Below are 15,548 nucleotides of genomic sequence, written 5' to 3'. Positions count from 1 at the left end.
ATAAAGTCTTTTTTTAAAGAAAATTATAAATGTGAAAAAATAGTTTTTGCAAAATTAAAGATAACGCTAACAGTGGCTTTACGGAGGTAAATGTACTACTAGAGAAAGTTAAAATATAGAAAAACTATATTTCCAAACTGAAGATGTCACAAGAGGCGAATATCGATGATGTGCAAGAACCAATAACCAGCGCTCCGCCGGAGGTACGGCGAATTATTGAGCGGGTATGGAAGCTGGAAAAAGGCAGGCTAGATAAGAAGATTAACAGCCATATAAATGATAATATTTTGGACATTATTAAGGAAGAGGTGCGATGAAGCTGACTTCAATCAAGCTATGCAACTTTCGCTCCTTTTATGGTACGACACCAGAGATGATCCTGGCTGGGGGAGATGCTCAGAACACGACAATTATTCATGGCAATAATGGCTCTGGAAAAACTAGCTTGCTGAATGCCTTTACGTGGGTATTGTATGATAAATTTAGTGCAGCCTTTGCATCGATAGAGCAGTTGGTAAATAAGCGTGCGATCGCAGAAACTAAAAAAGGTCAAGCTGTAGAATGTTGGGTAGAAATTGGCTGGGAACATGAAGGTAAACGCTATCGAGTTAAACGCGCCTGTCGGGGTTATAAAAACGAAGGTGATTTTGACGCTGGCAAAACTCAATTAACTATGTGGGTTGGTGCGGATGATGGCAAATGGAATATACCAACTCAGCAACCAGACGATATAATTAATCAAATTTTACCCGCTACTTTACATCAATATTTTTTCTTTGACGGCGAACGAATTGAAGAAATAGTCCGTTCTGATAAAAAAGCTGAAATTGCTGAAGCTACAAAAATTTTCTTGGGTGTAGAAGTAATCAACCGTTCCATCAGACATTTGGGAGATGCTAAAAAAACTCTAGAAAATGAGTTAAAAGCTATTGGGGATTCTGAAACTAAACAACTATTACGACAGCAAGAAAAGTTAGAACGCGAACGTGAACGTATTACTAAACGGCAAACAGAAATTAAAGAAGAGTTAGAATATCAACAAACTTTTAAAAAAGAGACAAGTAACCGTTTGCGAGAATTAAGTGCTGCTAAGGAATTGCAAGAAAGATGGCAGGATTTAGAATCGCAGAAAGTTGCGAATCAAGAAGAATATAAAAAAAACAAGGAAGCGCTGAAAAAAGTTATTTCCGCGCGGGGTTATACCGTTTTACTCTCAGAAACTACATCCCAGTTTCGAGGAATTATCAATGATTTGAAGCAGAGAGGCGAGTTAACATCAGGAATTTCGCGGGAATTTGTGAATGATTTACTCAATTCTCAGCGCTGTATTTGTGGCGCAGAATTGCACGCGGGTAATCATTCTCATACTCATGTGAGTACTTGGTTAAATAAAGCCGGTTCCTCGGCGGTGGAAGAAACTGCAATTCGCATGAGCGCACAAGTAGATGAAATTGATAAGCAAGCCATAGGTTTTTGGGAAGAAGTTGATAGAGAACAAGCCAGAATTAATCAGTTAAGGCAAAGTATATCTCAAATTGAAGGCGATTTAGACAATATTCAAGAACGGTTGCGAAAAGATGCTAATGAAGAAATTAGCAGTTTACAAAAACGCTTAGATGAAATTGAAAGTAAAATTGATGAATTGAATCGAGAACAGGGTGCAAATCAGCAGCAAATTGCTCAACTCACAACTGAGATTGAAGGTTTAAATAAACAAATTGCAAAGCAAAAGCTGAATGAAGACAAGCAAACTCTAGCACAGCGACGAATTAACGCCACTCAAGATGCAATTGAACGGTTAACGGAAGTTAGAAATCGTCAAGAACAACAATTTCGCCTGCAACTAGAAAAGCGAGTACAAGAAATATTCACGGAGATTTCTGTAACTCCATACATTCCTAAAATTAGTGAAAAATATGAACTGACATTAGTAGAAAATACCACAGGTGTAGAAGCACCAGTTGCAGCATCCACTGGGGAAAATCAGATTCTCAGTTTATCCTTTATTGCCAGCATCATTGACAAAGTACGGGAATGGAGTGAAAAGCGGAAAATGATGATGATTCCCGATAGTAGCACTTTCCCAATTGTCATGGATTCACCCTTCGGTAGTTTAGATGAGAATTCGCGGCGACACATTGCGAAGACAATTCCCCAATTAGCGAATCAGTTGATAGTTTTAGTTACTAAGACTCAGTGGCGGGGTGAAGTTGAAGCAGAAATGACAGAGAGAATTGGTAGAGAATATGTGCTTACGTATTATTCATCTAAGCCGGATTGCGAACAAGATTATATTGAGTTGGGTGGAGAAAGATATCCTTTGGTGAAACAAAGTCCGAATGAGTATGAATATACTGAAATTATTGCGGTTGAACGTAATGTTTAAAGGATGAAGTTATGGTTGCGAGTCCAGACGGAAAGTATATGACTGCCCAGGAATACTTGGAATGGGAAGAACACCAAGATATTAAATACGAATATATCAATGGTGAAGTTTTCGCCATGACTGGGGGTACAATTCCCCATACTACTATTGCTCTCAATTTGGCTTCGGCGTTAAAAAGCCACTTACGAGGTAGTTCGTGTCGCGCTTTTATGGCGGATGCAAAAGTAGGTGTATCTGAAAACGGGCCGTTTCACTATCCAGATGTTGTGGTGAGTTGTGATGAACGGGACAGACAAGCGATTAAATTTATTCAGTATCCTTGTCTAATTGTCGAAGTTCTCTCTCCTAGTACAGAAGCTTACGACAGAGGTCGTAAATTTATTCAGTATCGCCGTATTCAGACTTTACAAGAATATGTCCTCATTGACGCTGAAAAAATTAGTTTAGATTGTTTTCGGTTAAATGAGAGAGGAATCTGGGAGTTACATCCTTATGAAGAAGGGGATGAAGTTCATTTAACTAGTGTTGATTTTCACTTTCCTATTTCTTTGGTTTATGAGGATGTTCAGTTTTCAATATAAGTTTTGGAGAAACGAACCGCCAAGGCGCAGAGGACACGGAGGGAAGAGAAGATGGTGAAATTGAGCTTATCCCTAACTAATTAAAAGATATAGCGATCGCCTGCATACTATCATAAAATCATACCTTGGCAAGTGCGTAAGCGTAGTGATCGCTTTTACCTGTCGGTTAGGATGGTAACAATGTAAATATTAATATTATGGCTGCAAATAGAATCAGGGTTGCTAAAGATAAAGCTGAGTTGGTGAAATCTCTAGTCGCATCAAAAGACACAACTGGGCCTTTTCAGACTTATGTAGAAATTATGGTGTTTGCAGCAGCATTAGGCGTTAAATATAAAAAGCGCGTTCCTTTGGGGGAAACCACAAAAAGAGAACCATCTCCAATTCCACAAGAAAATTTTGCTTCATTGGGATATGACCTAATCATTAAATTATTAGGAATTAATGAAACTCAAGATATTAACATAGTCTCATCTAGAGAAGAACAAGACGAAGATAAACGTACTCAAATATTTGAAGAATATGCTAATGGAGGGCTGGAAATTTTACAAAACGAGTTGCGGGGTTCTGTTGACTACTCAGAGCGACTTCTATTAGTCCTAATTTCTGAAAGAGGAACAAAAGAACAGCTAGAAGAAGAGTTTGACCTGAGTAAATTCTTAAATTGATTTTTTTGCTTGCTTAATTAAGCTATTAAATATGAAAAATATAGCGTATTATTGTCAAACATTTGCTGAATTAAATGTGAGTAATAGCCGGAAGCGTGGTAATGCTAAATATAAACCAATATTACTTTTATCTGTAATTGATTTGATTGCACGAGGTGTCATTACTATTAATGAGATTCCAGTTTCAGACGAATTGATTCAAATATTTGAGAGGTATTGGAATGTAATCGGTTCTTCGTCTTACAAAGGTGGTTTACACTATCCCTTCTTTCATCTGCAAAATGAGGGTTTTTGGTACTTAAAATTTAAGCCTGAATTTAATGGGTTGCAACCAAAAACAATTAACAAACTAAAAGAGGCTGTTGAATACGCATATTTAGACAGTGAATTATTTAATTTTTTGCAAGATGAATTTTCCAGAAAAGAACTAATTGACGCACTTGTAGCAGCTTTCTTTTCTGATAATAAAAATAATATAGAAACTTTTTTACAAATTAATCAAACTTTCCAAGATGACCTAGTAGAGATAGAAAAATTAATTGAAACAGGAAATTTAGATATTAATCCTAGATTGAGGTGGAAACGAGCAGTTATTAGAAATGCTTTCTTTCGGACAGCAATTATACATATTTATGATTACAGATGTGCCTTTTGTGGACTCAAAGTAACTAAAAAAGCAAATCAAAATATTGTGGATGGCGCACACATCAAGCCATTCTCACAGTTTTATAATAGTAAAATTAATAATGGAATTGCTCTTTGCAAAAATCATCATTGGGCATTTGATAGGGGTTGGTTTGCTGTAGATGAGCAATACAAAATCATAGTTAGTAATGATTTGGAAGAAGTATCTCCCCATGCTAAACCGATGAAATATTTTCATGGTGAAACAATACTTCTACCAAATACAGAGCAACACTTTCCAGAACTGGAAGCGTTGCAATGGCATCGCCAAAATATATTTCAAGCATAATTACAAGATAGGTGGAAGTCCTACCGCTTTCGGTTCAACAAACTTGCCATCAAAACCTATAGTTTTATCTTCCACAGTCCTAGCATCCGCTAAAGCCTTACGAAGTTCAGCACGTTCCATCTGTTCCTGAACTCCACCCAAGATGTAAACCAATAACTTCGCCGCCAAATCTCGTCCAGCAACCTGCACCCGCTTTTTATTTGGGTCGTACAAAACCCCATACCAGAGAGATTGGGGATATTCCATACCACTAAAGCCGCCTTGCTGGTCAAACTTCCGCAGTTTCTTAAAAATATCTGCTAGGGAAAAACCTTTTTTAAATACCAAAATTCCCAAAGCTTGCGCTAATGCAACTTGAGCAACCGGACGGAAAAGCATATTTCCTTCACCTCCATCTTTCTCAAAGCTGAACCGCCGTAAAGCTGCTGTATCCTCGTGTTCTAAAATTTTATAACTGGAAAGACTAGCTAAAGAATCAAATAGCTTGCTGAATTCCTTAATTCCCTGCTCAAGTTCTTCATCCTCTGGACGCATGGGAATTAAACCTTTCTCCAAGGGTTTCCAGTGAGGGAACTTTTGACCCAAATATCGCTCAGACATATCTTGCAGAGCTTGCAAAGTCGTTAAAACTGTAGAATTGGAAGCCACTGTTGCACTATTCCAATTGACACGGGGATTGCGCTCTTGTCGTTGTTCTAATAGTGGATGTGTAACTGCAATTTTTCTAGCAACGATCGCAAAACCATCATCTTCATTCAACTGTGTTAGCTGACCTTTAGTCAAGGGTGCAGCCATCAGGTTGACATGAACAAAAATCGATCTCACCCTCCGCCTCGCTTGGGTGCGAGTTTCCCCAGCCGCTACCGCACAGATGAACTCAATACCAATTTTTTCCTTGGGTAAATTTTGCAAGTAAGCAAGGTCTACTTGGTACTTGTCAATCAAATCATTGACTGTAATAAAACTGTCATCAACACCTTTATCTTTTTTATAGCGCTGGAGTTTACGAGTTTTAATTAACTCCATCAACCCCTGTACACCCATTAATCGGTGTTGACCATCTAATGCATAAATAGTCACATCATCCTCAGAAATATTTAGCAAACCTACTTTGCCGTCTTTATCTAGAGGTATAAAATCAGTAGTAGACTTTGTGGCGCGTCCTTCACTATCCCACTCAGCAGCTTTGGGATTATCTACCCACGGTTGATTAATCACCACCAGCACTGGTGGAAATTTGTGATTTTGTCGAGCGGCTAAATACTGCACTAGCGGCGCTTGACGTGACCAATCAAGGGGACGCTGCTGAATTTCATCAATGCTATCCGCATCTATCTCGACATTATCTGTCTCTGGATTGTACTTTTTCTGAAACAGAGGTAAGCCAGAGGCAAAGTGAACACGACCAGCAAACCATTCCAATGTAACAGAGCTAACATAAGCCTCAGTACCACCCATCTGGGTTTTTTGAACGAGAATCTGATCTTTTCTCCCTAAAAACTTCTCCAGGAGTAAAGCTAGTACCTGTTTTTCCTTGTTTTCTCGTTCCAGGTACTCTCTAGCGATGTCAGCAGTTGGGTCAGATGTACTATCTTTCATGTTAAATTTTAAAAACAGAATAGGATTATGTCGTTTAATTATCCAAAAAATTGGATATTAGTAGTAAAGTTTTTAAAAACTTTTCTTAAACCCACGGAGGTGGGTTTTGTCTGTATAGGCGCGAATTCTATTCGCCCGGATATTATGCCAGTGTTTCTAGAGAGAACGAGAAATGACTACAGCACAACAACCAGAAAATAAAGTTCAGCAAGCACGTACTGTAGCAGAGTTAGTGGACTCTATCCAAGCTCTCACGACTGAAATTCAAGAATTGTATTGTTTAGATGAGATACCTTGGGTGGTGGGGTATTCGGGCGGAAAAGATAGTACTGCCACTTTACAGCTTATCTGGAATGCGATCGCAGGACTACCAGTTGAAAAGCGAAAAAAGACAATTCATGTTATTACAACTGACACACTGGTAGAAAACCCTGTAGTCTCTGTTTGGGTACGCAAATCCTTAGAAAGGATGAGGGTTACTGCTAAAGAACAGAAAATGCCAATTGAACCCCATTTATTACAACCAGAAATCAAAGAGACATTCTGGGTAAGCTTGATTGGTAAAGGTTATCCAACGCCGCGAGGAAAATTTCGTTGGTGTACAGACCGTCTGAAAATTCATCCTTCTAACCGCTTTATCCGTGATGTGGTTAGAGTAAATGGGGAAGTTATTCTTGTTTTAGGTACGCGTAAGGCTGAAAGTATCAAACGTGCTATCTCAATGGAAAAACATCAAGCAGGTAGCCTAAAAGATCGCCTCGTTTCTGATTCAAGTTCACCTACATCCCTGCTTTACCATAGTGCAAGCTTACCTAATTCTTTAATTTATAGCCCCATCGAAGATTGGCGTACTGATGAAGTTTGGATTTACCTAAATCAGTGGCAAAACCCTTGGGAATATAGCAACAAAGACTTGTTCACTATGTATCGAGGTGCAACAGCCGATAATGAATGCCCACTAGTTGTTGATACTTCTACTCCTAGCTGTGGTGATTCCCGATTTGGATGCTGGGTTTGCACAATTGTTACTAAGGATAAATCAATGGAGGCAATGATTCAAAATGATCAAGAGAAAGAATGGATGCAGCCTCTATTAGATATCCGCAATGAATTAGATAATAGAGATGACCGCGATAAAAGAGACTTCCGTCGCATCTGGGGAGAAGTCCAACTTTTTGAGCGTCATGTAGATGGTGAAGCCTGTATTGAACCAATTCATGGGCCTTATACCAAATATTGGCGTGAGCATTGGCTCAGACGATTATTAGAAGCGCAAACAAAAACCCGTCGGACAGCGCCAGAAAATATGCGCGACATCACCCTAATTACTCTAGAAGAAATGAGCGAAATTCGCCGTATTTGGCTAGAAGAAAAACACGAATTTGATGATAGCTTACCCCGGATTTATCAAGAAGTGACTGGCGAAGAATTTCAAGACCCCCGTCCTGGTGCTGACTATAGCCTACTAGGTCGTGATGAATGGATAGTATTAGAAGAAATCTGTGAAGGTGATGCGATGCACTTGGAACTCATGGCAAAATTGTTAGACACAGAACGCCAGTATCGCAAAAAGACTCGTCGCGTGGGAATATATGAAACTCTAGAAAAATGTTTTAATACCAGTTCCCGTTCTCCAGAAGATGCAATTAAAAATGCTCGTTTGAAACGCGAATTAAGCGAAGCAGTTAGTCAAGGTGACGTTGCAAAAGTCAAGCAGATGACTTTGGGCGATGTTGCAGCAATCAATGAAGTAGATGAAGGTGAAAGTGAAAGTGATGAACAGGTAACTTGGGCAAGTATGAAATTTAAAAAGGAAGATTTAGAAGAATAAGAAGAAACCCGGCGATTGCAAATCCCGGCTACACAGACGAAACCCACCTTTCCTTCCCTACGGGAGGCTGCGCGAAAGTGGGTTGAAGAAAAATGAAGTCAAATTTTACGCAATTGTATGATATGCAAGAATAAATAAAACTATATTACGCAATGTAAATAATTTACATTTGCTCGTAGTGAGGGCTTCAGCCCTATTTTGTTCGGGTAGCGGACGCACCAGAGGGCTGAAGCCTTCACTACAAACTTTTAACTGGTATTTAATAATCTTAAAAATTATGATATTTCTTGAACTCGTATTACAAAACTTTGGCCCATACAGTGGGAAACAGGTAATCAATCTTAACCCAAAAGTTGATGAAGAAAACTCGCGTCCAATTATCCTATTAGGTGGCATGAATGGCGGCGGAAAAACTACGCTTATGGATGCCATTCGTCTTGCTCTTTATGGCCCCCGTGCCCAATGTTCTACCCGTGGTAATTTAAGTTATAACGATTTTCTCAATCAATGTGTTAACAACAAAGCGGAAAGTGCGGTCTTCTCCCAAGGGGAGACGCTAAAAGCGATGGGGTCTCCCCAAGAGGAGCAACTTTCCAAGAGAATAGATCCAGTTGCAGACACGCGTATTGAATTACTTTTTGAACATATTGAAAACGATAAACCAATAAAATACCGTGTTGTGCGTAGTTGGACAAAAAATCCTAAAGATGGTAAAGATACATTAGGTATTTTAGGTGACAGTGATACATGGCCTGATGCTTTAGTTAATATCTGGGATGAATATATTGAAAATCTCCTGCCATTAGGGATTTCTAACTTATTTCTCTTTGACGGTGAACAGGTTAAAGAACTCGCAGAACAGGAAACACCACCACCACTTGTAGTAGATGCAATTCGTGGACTTTTAGGGCTAGAGTTGGCAGATCGGTTAGCAGTTGATTTAGATATTTTAGTTAACCGTAAACTTAAAGAAGTTGGTAATACTAAGGATTTAGCAAACCTAGAGGAAATTGAAACTAGGTTAACCCAACAGCAAGAAGACTATCAAACAACAGGAGAAAAATTAGAAACTCTCAAAAATCAGGTAGAAGAATTAGAACAAAAGCAGCAAGAAGCCTTTAATAAATTTATTTCTGAAGGTGGAAAGATTGCAGCAGAACGCAATCAATTAGAATTACAACAGGATACAAAAACTGCGGAAATTGAACAAGTACGTCAATTGATGTGTGAATTAGCGGCTGATGTTTTACCTCTAGCATTAATTCCCAATTTGCTGAATCAGGCACAAGCACAGGGGGAAAAAGAATTTCGCCATCAACAGGTACAAATCTCCAAAGATTTATTACTTGAGCGAGATCAGCGCTTACTCGCTTGGCTAATTCAAGCCGAAATTTCTCCGATACAAGTTGAAAAAATCCAATCATTTTTAATCCAAGATGTCGATAGTTTATATACAAAGACTATCCAGATAGAAGCGTCTTGGCTATTAGCCGATGATGAAACTTTAAGTCAGCTAGATAATCTCATATATCATTTACAAAATTCTAAACTTTCTGCAAAAGAGAAATTAGCTATTCTCAAAAACAAAGAAGAAGAAATTCATACTCTAGAAAGACAAGTGCAGACAGCAGCAGCACCCGAAGATTATACAAAGCTGCGTCAAGCACTAGAAACGGCACAAAATCAGGTTGTTGAAGCTAAAGCAAATTACGAAACAATCCGTCGCCGTTTAGCTGAATTAGAAACTATAATTGCTAAGTCAAAAAAAGAATTAAGTGATTATACTGTAGAAAATATTAAACATAAAAATAGCGAACACATTATTACCTCAGCAGCGAAAGTTCAAAACACACTCAAGATTTTTCGTGAAAAATTAACTCTGCGAAAACTCAATAAATTAGAGGAGGAAGTTAAAAACTGCTTCCTTTATCTCCTGCACAAATCAGACTTAGTGCATCGTATCACCATTGATACCAAGACTTTTAGCCTTTTGCTTTACGATTTAAATGGTAAACCCGTCCCTAAACATCGCCTCTCTGCTGGCGAAAAACAACTACTAGCGATCGCCTTCCTCTGGGGACTAGCCAAAGTCTCTGGACACCGCCTACCAGTAGCAATCGATACGCCACTAGGCAGACTCGACTCATCCCACCGCAGCAACCTAGTTGAGCGTTACTTTCCATCCGCCAGCCATCAAGTAATTCTGCTGTCCACCGACACCGAGATTGGAAAGAAAGAAGTAGAAACACTGCGAGAAAACGAAGCGATCGCCCGTGAATATCTTCTCAAATATGACTCCGCCACCCGCCAAACAACTATCCAACCAGGATATTTTTGGTAGTAGATATTATTAAAAAATTGAGCGATGTCTAACGACAAGCCGCTACGCGTCTACGCAATTTCAAAATTATGGAATCCCCAATCGAAAGAATAAAACTCTCTCAAACAGCCAAAGACCAACTTACCAAACTTAAACGCAGCACAAAAATTGACCAATGGAATATCCTATGTCGTTGGGCATTTTGTCGTTCCCTCGCAGAAGTAACCGCACCCTCCCCCGTCCCAATTCCCCAAGATAGCAACGTCGAAATGACTTGGCGCGTCTTTGGTGGCGAAATGTCTGATATACTCCTCCTCGCCCTCAAGCAACGCTGTCACAATGACGGTTATCCCACCGATAAAGAAACCCTCGCCACTCAATTCCGCCTGCACTTACATCGCGGTATTGGTTACTTAGCAGGCGATCCAAATATCAAGAAAATTGAAGATTTAATTGAACTGGCCATTAAAAATTGAAAGGATATTAGTTGACTGTTAACTGTTCACTGTTAACTGACAACTAATATTATGCCTGAAGCGCTAGAAATCGAGCGTCATAGAGCTGCGATCGCTCGCACTGACATATCTCGCCCCGTGCGATTAGCAATAGAATGGGCAATCCTACATCAAGACACCACTTTTTTTGACTACGGTTGCGGCTACGGTGGTGATGTCCAGCGAGTAAAAAACTTAGGCTACACCAGTGCAGGCTGGGATCCTTACTATTATCCCGATGTACCACGCACCCCCGCTGATGTGATCAATTTGGGTTACGTCCTCAACGTTATTGAAGACTCAGAGGAACGCCGTCAAAGCCTAATCCAAGCTTGGGAACTCACCGGGAAAGTTTTAATTGTCGCGGCTCAAATACTGATTAACGCTCCCAGCAAAACCCAACTTGCTTACAATGATGGCATTGTGACCCGCCGCAATACTTTTCAGAAATATTACGAACAAGAAGAACTCAAAACTTATATTGATGAAGTCCTAAATGTAGATGCAGTACCGATCGCTTTAGGTGTCTACTTTGTTTTTCGAGATGAAGCTGAAAAAGAAAGTTACAAAGCTATCCGCTTCTTTTCTGCAACTTCTACACCGCGAGTCCGCATCCCTGTTAAGCGGTTTGAAGACTATCAAGAACAACTGCAATTATTAATGGCTTTTTTTACCAAACGCGGTAGACTACCCGTAAAAGGCGAATTAGAAAATGAACAGGAATTACTGAGCGAATTTGGTAACTTTCGCCGCGCCTTTGGTGTAGTTTTGCAAGCCACTGACGAGGAAGAATGGGATGCGATCGCTTACCGTCGTTCTCTCGATATCCAAGTTTATCTCGCCCTCACCCACTTCGATCGACGCCCTGCATGGCAAAAGTTAGCCCCAGAAATGCGGCACGACATTAAAGCCTTTTTTAGTAGCTATGAAGAAGCGTGCCTTGTAGCCGACCAAAAACTTTTCAGCTTAGGTAAACCTGGGGTGATTCAAACTGCGTGCGAAAAAAGCAAAATTGGTAAACATACGCGTGGTGCGCTTTATGTCCATGTTTCGGCACTTGCTGCACTTGACCCCATACTCCGAATTTGTGAAGGTTGCGCTAGCCGTACCATTGGGCGTGTCGATGAAGCTACATTGATCAAATATCACACTGATAAGCCGCAAATATCCTACCTGTCTTACCCGGAATTCGACACCGATCCGCATCCGGCATTAAAAGCCAGTATCGGTATTGATTTAAAAACCCTATTCGTCACTCATCGAGACTACGAAACTAGAGCAAATCCGCCGATTTTGCACCGTAAAGAAACATTTGTTACCAGCAACTACCCTCGTTACGAAGAATTTGCTAAACTCACCCAACAAGAACAGGAATTAGGGCTGCTTAACCAAAAAAGCGACATTGGTACGCGTGAAGGTTGGGAAAAATGCCTTGCTGCACACAGAGTAGAAATCAGGGGGCATCAGGTTTATCCAATTCAGGAAAGTTAAGGAAAAGCTAAAACTTTCAGGACATTCTTGATGAGCATATCAGCCAAGAAAATTTGGTACAAACTGGCGTATATGCATGAGATGGTATAGCAGGTGTGGCAAGATAACTGCAATTAGCTTACCAATTTTACGTGAAGCGCACAGCTTTATAATTCCTGCAAACTTTGCATGATAGGCGCTTGCTGTATCCGATAACGCGCATTCTTAAGTGAAATTAATCCAAGGTGAAAAGGAATGTTTAAACAATGAGAGAAATGCAAGCACTGCGACAAGCTGTCCAAAGTCGTAAGATGGGTGCTTTGTTATTGCTAGGTTTTGCATCTGGGTTGCCGTTGTTTTTAACTAGTAGAACGTTACAGTTGTGGATGCAAGATGCCAAGGTTGATATAGGGAAAATTACTTTATTTGGTCTGCTGGCTTTGCCTTATTCCCTGAAATTCTTATGGTCACCTTTATTAGATAGATTTATACCGCCAGTTCTAGGAGGAAGGCGGGGTTGGCTAGTAATCACGCAACTGGGATTAGCATTAGCGATCGCACTTCTAGCATTACAACAGCCTGCCCAAAATGACCAAGTACTACAAGTTCTGGCAATCAACTGTCTGATCATCACTTTTTTGAGTGCCACCCAAGACATTGCCGGTGATGCCTACCGCACGGACATTTTAAATCCTCTAGAATCCAAAACAGGTGCATCAGTTTGGGTTCTAGGCTATCGTTTAGCCCTGTTTATTACCAGTTCCTTAGCTTTAGTTCTAGCAGATCATATCCCTTGGAATGGTGTTTACTTACTCATGGCAGCTTTAATGGCAGGGAGTGTACTGACAACTTTATGGGCACCAGCAGAACCAAAGATCCGCGACAACACACAAAAAGCTGCACCCCTATCTTTCAAAGATGTCATTTTTCTGCTATTTATAACTGTGTTGGTAGTTGGATTAATCGGAGGTGTATTTGTCGGCTTTATCTCCCTACCTATATTTTATTGGCTATTAGCAACTTTGATATTAGCCTGGATAGTCACATCTTTGTTATTACCGACAGAGTTATTAGGTGAGGTAAGAGAAGATAGTCCGCCCCAAAATTTACAAGAAGCAATTTTCCTACCATTCAAGGAATTCTTTCACCGATTTGGGCTGACTCAAGGTAGCGTCATCCTAGTTTTTATCGTCCTCTATAAGCTAGGTGATTCTTTGGTGGGAATCACAGCAAATTTATTTTTGCGGGAAATCAGTTTTACCAAAACTGAGATTGGGGCAATTCAAGCTGGAATGGGCTTTCTAGCAACGACAGTCGGCGTATTAGTCGGTGGCGTCATTATGACTAGAATTAACCTCAATCGCAGTCTATGGATATTTGGCATACTGCAATTATTGAGTAACTTGGGTTATTATGCGTTAGCGGTTGCTGGCAAAGATTATTCGCTTTTAGTGTTGGCAGTGAACATCGAAAACTTCAGTGCTGGATTAGTCACAGTTGCTACAGTTGCATTTTTAATGAACCTTTGTAACCACCGCTTTACAACTACTCAGTTTGCTTTATTCTCTAGCTTAATGGCTATTAGTAGAGACGTTCTTTCAGCTCCTGCCGGAGATTGGGCTAAGGCCACAGGCTGGCCCTCATTTTTCTTATTAACCTTAGTAGCAGCCTTACCTGGATTGCTACTTTTACCGTTAGTTGCCCCCTGGAACCCTCAGCCAGTGGCAGTATCCAGACCAGGACTTGAGGAAGAAGACGAGGATATATGGGGAATCAAGTAGTTATTGCTGTCGGCACATTCATCCTCTTACTCACTGGTTTATTACTTGGGTATGTTCTCTCGCAATTAGTTCTGGGATTTCTAGCATTTAACCTCCTAACTTTTTTCGGAACACTCAGCCTAATTTTAATTTTTGGTACGCTTTATTACGTTTTATTTTGGCAATTGCGAAGAGAGCAGTCCCGGCCATCAACTCCATCAACCATTAATCAAGGGATACCAACCCAGGTTGAGGAGGGTTTATCTGATAGCTATCTCAAAAACAGACTAATTGCTAAATTATCTGGTGACACTGTCGCAGCCGAACGGTTAATTGAACAGGCAAAAGAGACTTATCCCGGGATGCCGGAGAATTGGTATTGCGAAAGAGTACTTGATGACTTGGAGAGCGATCGCCAGCGGGAGTAGGGCAGTAGGGGGACAAGGAGAATAACAATGCCCCATTCCCAATTCCCAATTCCCATGCACAGAAAATTGCTAAAATAAATCAAGAATACTTCACAAATCTTCAGCTAGGTTCTCATAAAAGTTCCTAGCTTCTTGCAATTAAAATATGGCTATTTTTCGTCAATACATCGCCCCACTGCTTGCAGTATTAGTATTTGTCTTTGCCCTAGTTGCAGTCAGCGCTCGGATCTTTTTACCGTCTGATATGGCAGCACCCGCACCAATTGAAGAGGTAGAGGTAACTTCTCAACCCACTCCTGCTAATTTACCTCCAGCAGCACATAACGCAAGCTAGCTAAGTCAATAAACCTATTTAAGTGTCTGAACAACTACTACCTGGATATATTATTCGCCGTGGCTCCCTTTTGGAGCGATCACTCCTGCTTAAATTCATGCAGCGAACTTACCAGGATCTATTTCCCAATGAAGATTTTTCCCATTTAGAGCAAACAGTTAAGCAATACTTTTCTAGCGATACGCCTTTGTGGTGGGTAGAAGAAGAGGGGGAGCAGGGGAGCAGGGGAGCAGGGGAGCAAGGGAGTAGTAAAGAATCTCTCTCCTCTGCCCCTGTGCCCCCCATCGCTTGCCTCTGGGTAGGCAATGCCATAGATCAAGTACATGGGAACCGTCATGCTCACATCTTTATCCTCTACGTTGTACCAGAACATCGGCGACGGGGTATTGGTACAGCCTTGATGCGATATGTGGAAAATTGGGCTATTCAAAGAGGCGATCGCCAAATTGGCCTGCAAGTGTTTCAATCAAACAAACCTGCATTGAATCTTTATAATCAGTTAGGTTATCAAACCCAATCCATCTGGATGGTAAAATTCCTGAGTGCAGAAAAATCAACTCAAGGACAGCGATAACATACTGTAGCGTTTGATTTATGGAGATTCTCGTTGAGATAAAACTCAACGAGGAAGAAAGGAAAATGTATAAGAACCCAACTAATATATATAAAGCTTTAACTTATTAGCACGGGGGATTATGTGTTAA

Annotated in this window: 14 protein-coding genes; 13 read left to right on the top strand and 1 reads right to left on the bottom strand. The window is 40.4% G+C overall.

The window, feature by feature from the left end:
- The first annotated feature begins 143 nt into the window (after positions 1–143).
- The 5 genes from NLP_RS34065 to NLP_RS09160 all read left to right on the top strand — a co-directional run bounded on the left by NLP_RS34065 (position 144) and on the right by NLP_RS09160 (position 4,608).
- The gene (locus NLP_RS34065; protein ID WP_167407660.1) at positions 144–317 is read left to right on the top strand and encodes a hypothetical protein; all 174 of its coding nucleotides are present in this window, start codon (positions 144–146) and stop codon (positions 315–317) included.
- Entirely contained in the window at positions 314–2,386 is a 2,073-nt protein-coding gene (locus NLP_RS09175; RefSeq protein WP_104906134.1) for an AAA family ATPase, read from the top strand. Before NLP_RS34065 ends, NLP_RS09175 begins: the two co-directional genes overlap by 4 nt.
- An 11-nt stretch (positions 2,387–2,397) precedes the next feature.
- Positions 2,398–2,967, top strand: coding sequence for a Uma2 family endonuclease (locus tag NLP_RS09170; RefSeq protein ID WP_104906133.1), 570 nt, complete (start codon positions 2,398–2,400; stop codon positions 2,965–2,967).
- Positions 2,968–3,164: 197 nt separating this feature from the next.
- Positions 3,165–3,635 (top strand): DNA phosphorothioation-associated protein 4, encoded by a 471-nt coding sequence (locus tag NLP_RS09165; RefSeq protein ID WP_104906132.1) that lies wholly within the window; start codon positions 3,165–3,167, stop codon positions 3,633–3,635.
- A 31-nt stretch (positions 3,636–3,666) separates the two neighbouring features.
- Positions 3,667–4,608: an HNH endonuclease gene (locus NLP_RS09160; protein ID WP_104906131.1), complete on the top strand. Its 942-nt coding sequence runs from the start codon at positions 3,667–3,669 to the stop codon at positions 4,606–4,608.
- On the opposite strand, the gene NLP_RS09155 is transcribed toward NLP_RS09160, so the two are convergent.
- Positions 4,609–6,207 (bottom strand): DGQHR domain-containing protein, encoded by a 1,599-nt coding sequence (locus tag NLP_RS09155; RefSeq protein WP_104906130.1) that lies wholly within the window; start codon positions 6,205–6,207, stop codon positions 4,609–4,611. It lies immediately after the preceding gene.
- Between the two features lie 172 nt (positions 6,208–6,379).
- Here NLP_RS09155 and dndC point away from each other — a divergent pair, with 172 nt between their 5' ends.
- The 8 genes from dndC to NLP_RS09115 all read left to right on the top strand — a co-directional run bounded on the left by dndC (position 6,380) and on the right by NLP_RS09115 (position 15,418).
- Positions 6,380–8,038, top strand: coding sequence for a DNA phosphorothioation system sulfurtransferase DndC (dndC, locus tag NLP_RS09150; RefSeq protein ID WP_104906129.1), 1,659 nt, complete (start codon positions 6,380–6,382; stop codon positions 8,036–8,038).
- Positions 8,039–8,315: 277 nt separating this feature from the next.
- Positions 8,316–10,379, top strand: coding sequence for a DNA sulfur modification protein DndD (dndD, locus tag NLP_RS09145; protein ID WP_104906128.1), 2,064 nt, complete (start codon positions 8,316–8,318; stop codon positions 10,377–10,379).
- A gap of 68 nt (positions 10,380–10,447) precedes the next feature.
- On the top strand, positions 10,448–10,834 hold the full coding sequence (gene dndE, locus NLP_RS09140) for a DNA sulfur modification protein DndE (RefSeq protein ID WP_104906127.1): 387 nt from the start codon (positions 10,448–10,450) through the stop codon (positions 10,832–10,834).
- A gap of 51 nt (positions 10,835–10,885) precedes the next feature.
- A complete protein-coding gene (locus tag NLP_RS09135; RefSeq protein WP_104906126.1) occupies positions 10,886–12,343 on the top strand; it encodes a DNA phosphorothioation-associated putative methyltransferase in 1,458 nt (485 codons plus the stop codon).
- A 245-nt stretch (positions 12,344–12,588) separates the two neighbouring features.
- Positions 12,589–14,103, top strand: a complete 1,515-nt coding sequence (locus NLP_RS09130; protein WP_104906125.1) for an AmpG family muropeptide MFS transporter — start codon at positions 12,589–12,591, stop codon at positions 14,101–14,103.
- Positions 14,088–14,510 carry an ABC transporter permease gene (locus tag NLP_RS09125; RefSeq protein WP_104906124.1) on the top strand — a complete coding sequence of 141 codons (423 nt, stop codon included), beginning with the start codon at positions 14,088–14,090 and terminating at the stop codon, positions 14,508–14,510. Before NLP_RS09130 ends, NLP_RS09125 begins: the two co-directional genes overlap by 16 nt.
- Before the next feature lie 145 nt (positions 14,511–14,655).
- Positions 14,656–14,844 (top strand): hypothetical protein, encoded by a 189-nt coding sequence (locus NLP_RS09120; protein ID WP_104906123.1) that lies wholly within the window; start codon positions 14,656–14,658, stop codon positions 14,842–14,844.
- A gap of 22 nt (positions 14,845–14,866) precedes the next feature.
- Positions 14,867–15,418: a GNAT family N-acetyltransferase gene (locus NLP_RS09115; protein WP_104906122.1), complete on the top strand. Its 552-nt coding sequence runs from the start codon at positions 14,867–14,869 to the stop codon at positions 15,416–15,418.
- Positions 15,419–15,548: the final 130 nt, after the last annotated feature.

Origin of the sequence: Nostoc sp. 'Lobaria pulmonaria (5183) cyanobiont' (assembly GCF_002949795.1) — a bacterium.
Classification (GTDB): Bacteria; Cyanobacteriota; Cyanobacteriia; order Cyanobacteriales; family Nostocaceae; genus Nostoc.
Note: the sequence above shows the minus strand (reverse complement) of the source record. Positions and strands in the feature narration are given on the sequence as shown.

Bases quoted from the DNA above. Each gene is read 5' to 3' on its own strand.
- NLP_RS34065 (WP_167407660.1), top strand. From the start codon at position 144: ATGTCACAAGAGGCGAATATCGATGATGTGCAAGAACCAATAACCAGC.
- NLP_RS09175 (WP_104906134.1), top strand. From the start codon at position 314: ATGAAGCTGACTTCAATCAAGCTATGCAACTTTCGCTCCTTTTATGGT.
- NLP_RS09170 (WP_104906133.1), top strand. From the start codon at position 2,398: ATGGTTGCGAGTCCAGACGGAAAGTATATGACTGCCCAGGAATACTTG.
- NLP_RS09165 (WP_104906132.1), top strand. From the start codon at position 3,165: ATGGCTGCAAATAGAATCAGGGTTGCTAAAGATAAAGCTGAGTTGGTG.
- NLP_RS09160 (WP_104906131.1), top strand. From the start codon at position 3,667: ATGAAAAATATAGCGTATTATTGTCAAACATTTGCTGAATTAAATGTG.
- NLP_RS09155 (WP_104906130.1), bottom strand. From the start codon at position 6,207: ATGAAAGATAGTACATCTGACCCAACTGCTGACATCGCTAGAGAGTAC.
- dndC (WP_104906129.1), top strand. From the start codon at position 6,380: ATGACTACAGCACAACAACCAGAAAATAAAGTTCAGCAAGCACGTACT.
- dndD (WP_104906128.1), top strand. From the start codon at position 8,316: ATGATATTTCTTGAACTCGTATTACAAAACTTTGGCCCATACAGTGGG.
- dndE (WP_104906127.1), top strand. From the start codon at position 10,448: ATGGAATCCCCAATCGAAAGAATAAAACTCTCTCAAACAGCCAAAGAC.
- NLP_RS09135 (WP_104906126.1), top strand. From the start codon at position 10,886: ATGCCTGAAGCGCTAGAAATCGAGCGTCATAGAGCTGCGATCGCTCGC.
- NLP_RS09130 (WP_104906125.1), top strand. From the start codon at position 12,589: ATGAGAGAAATGCAAGCACTGCGACAAGCTGTCCAAAGTCGTAAGATG.
- NLP_RS09125 (WP_104906124.1), top strand. From the start codon at position 14,088: ATGGGGAATCAAGTAGTTATTGCTGTCGGCACATTCATCCTCTTACTC.
- NLP_RS09120 (WP_104906123.1), top strand. From the start codon at position 14,656: ATGGCTATTTTTCGTCAATACATCGCCCCACTGCTTGCAGTATTAGTA.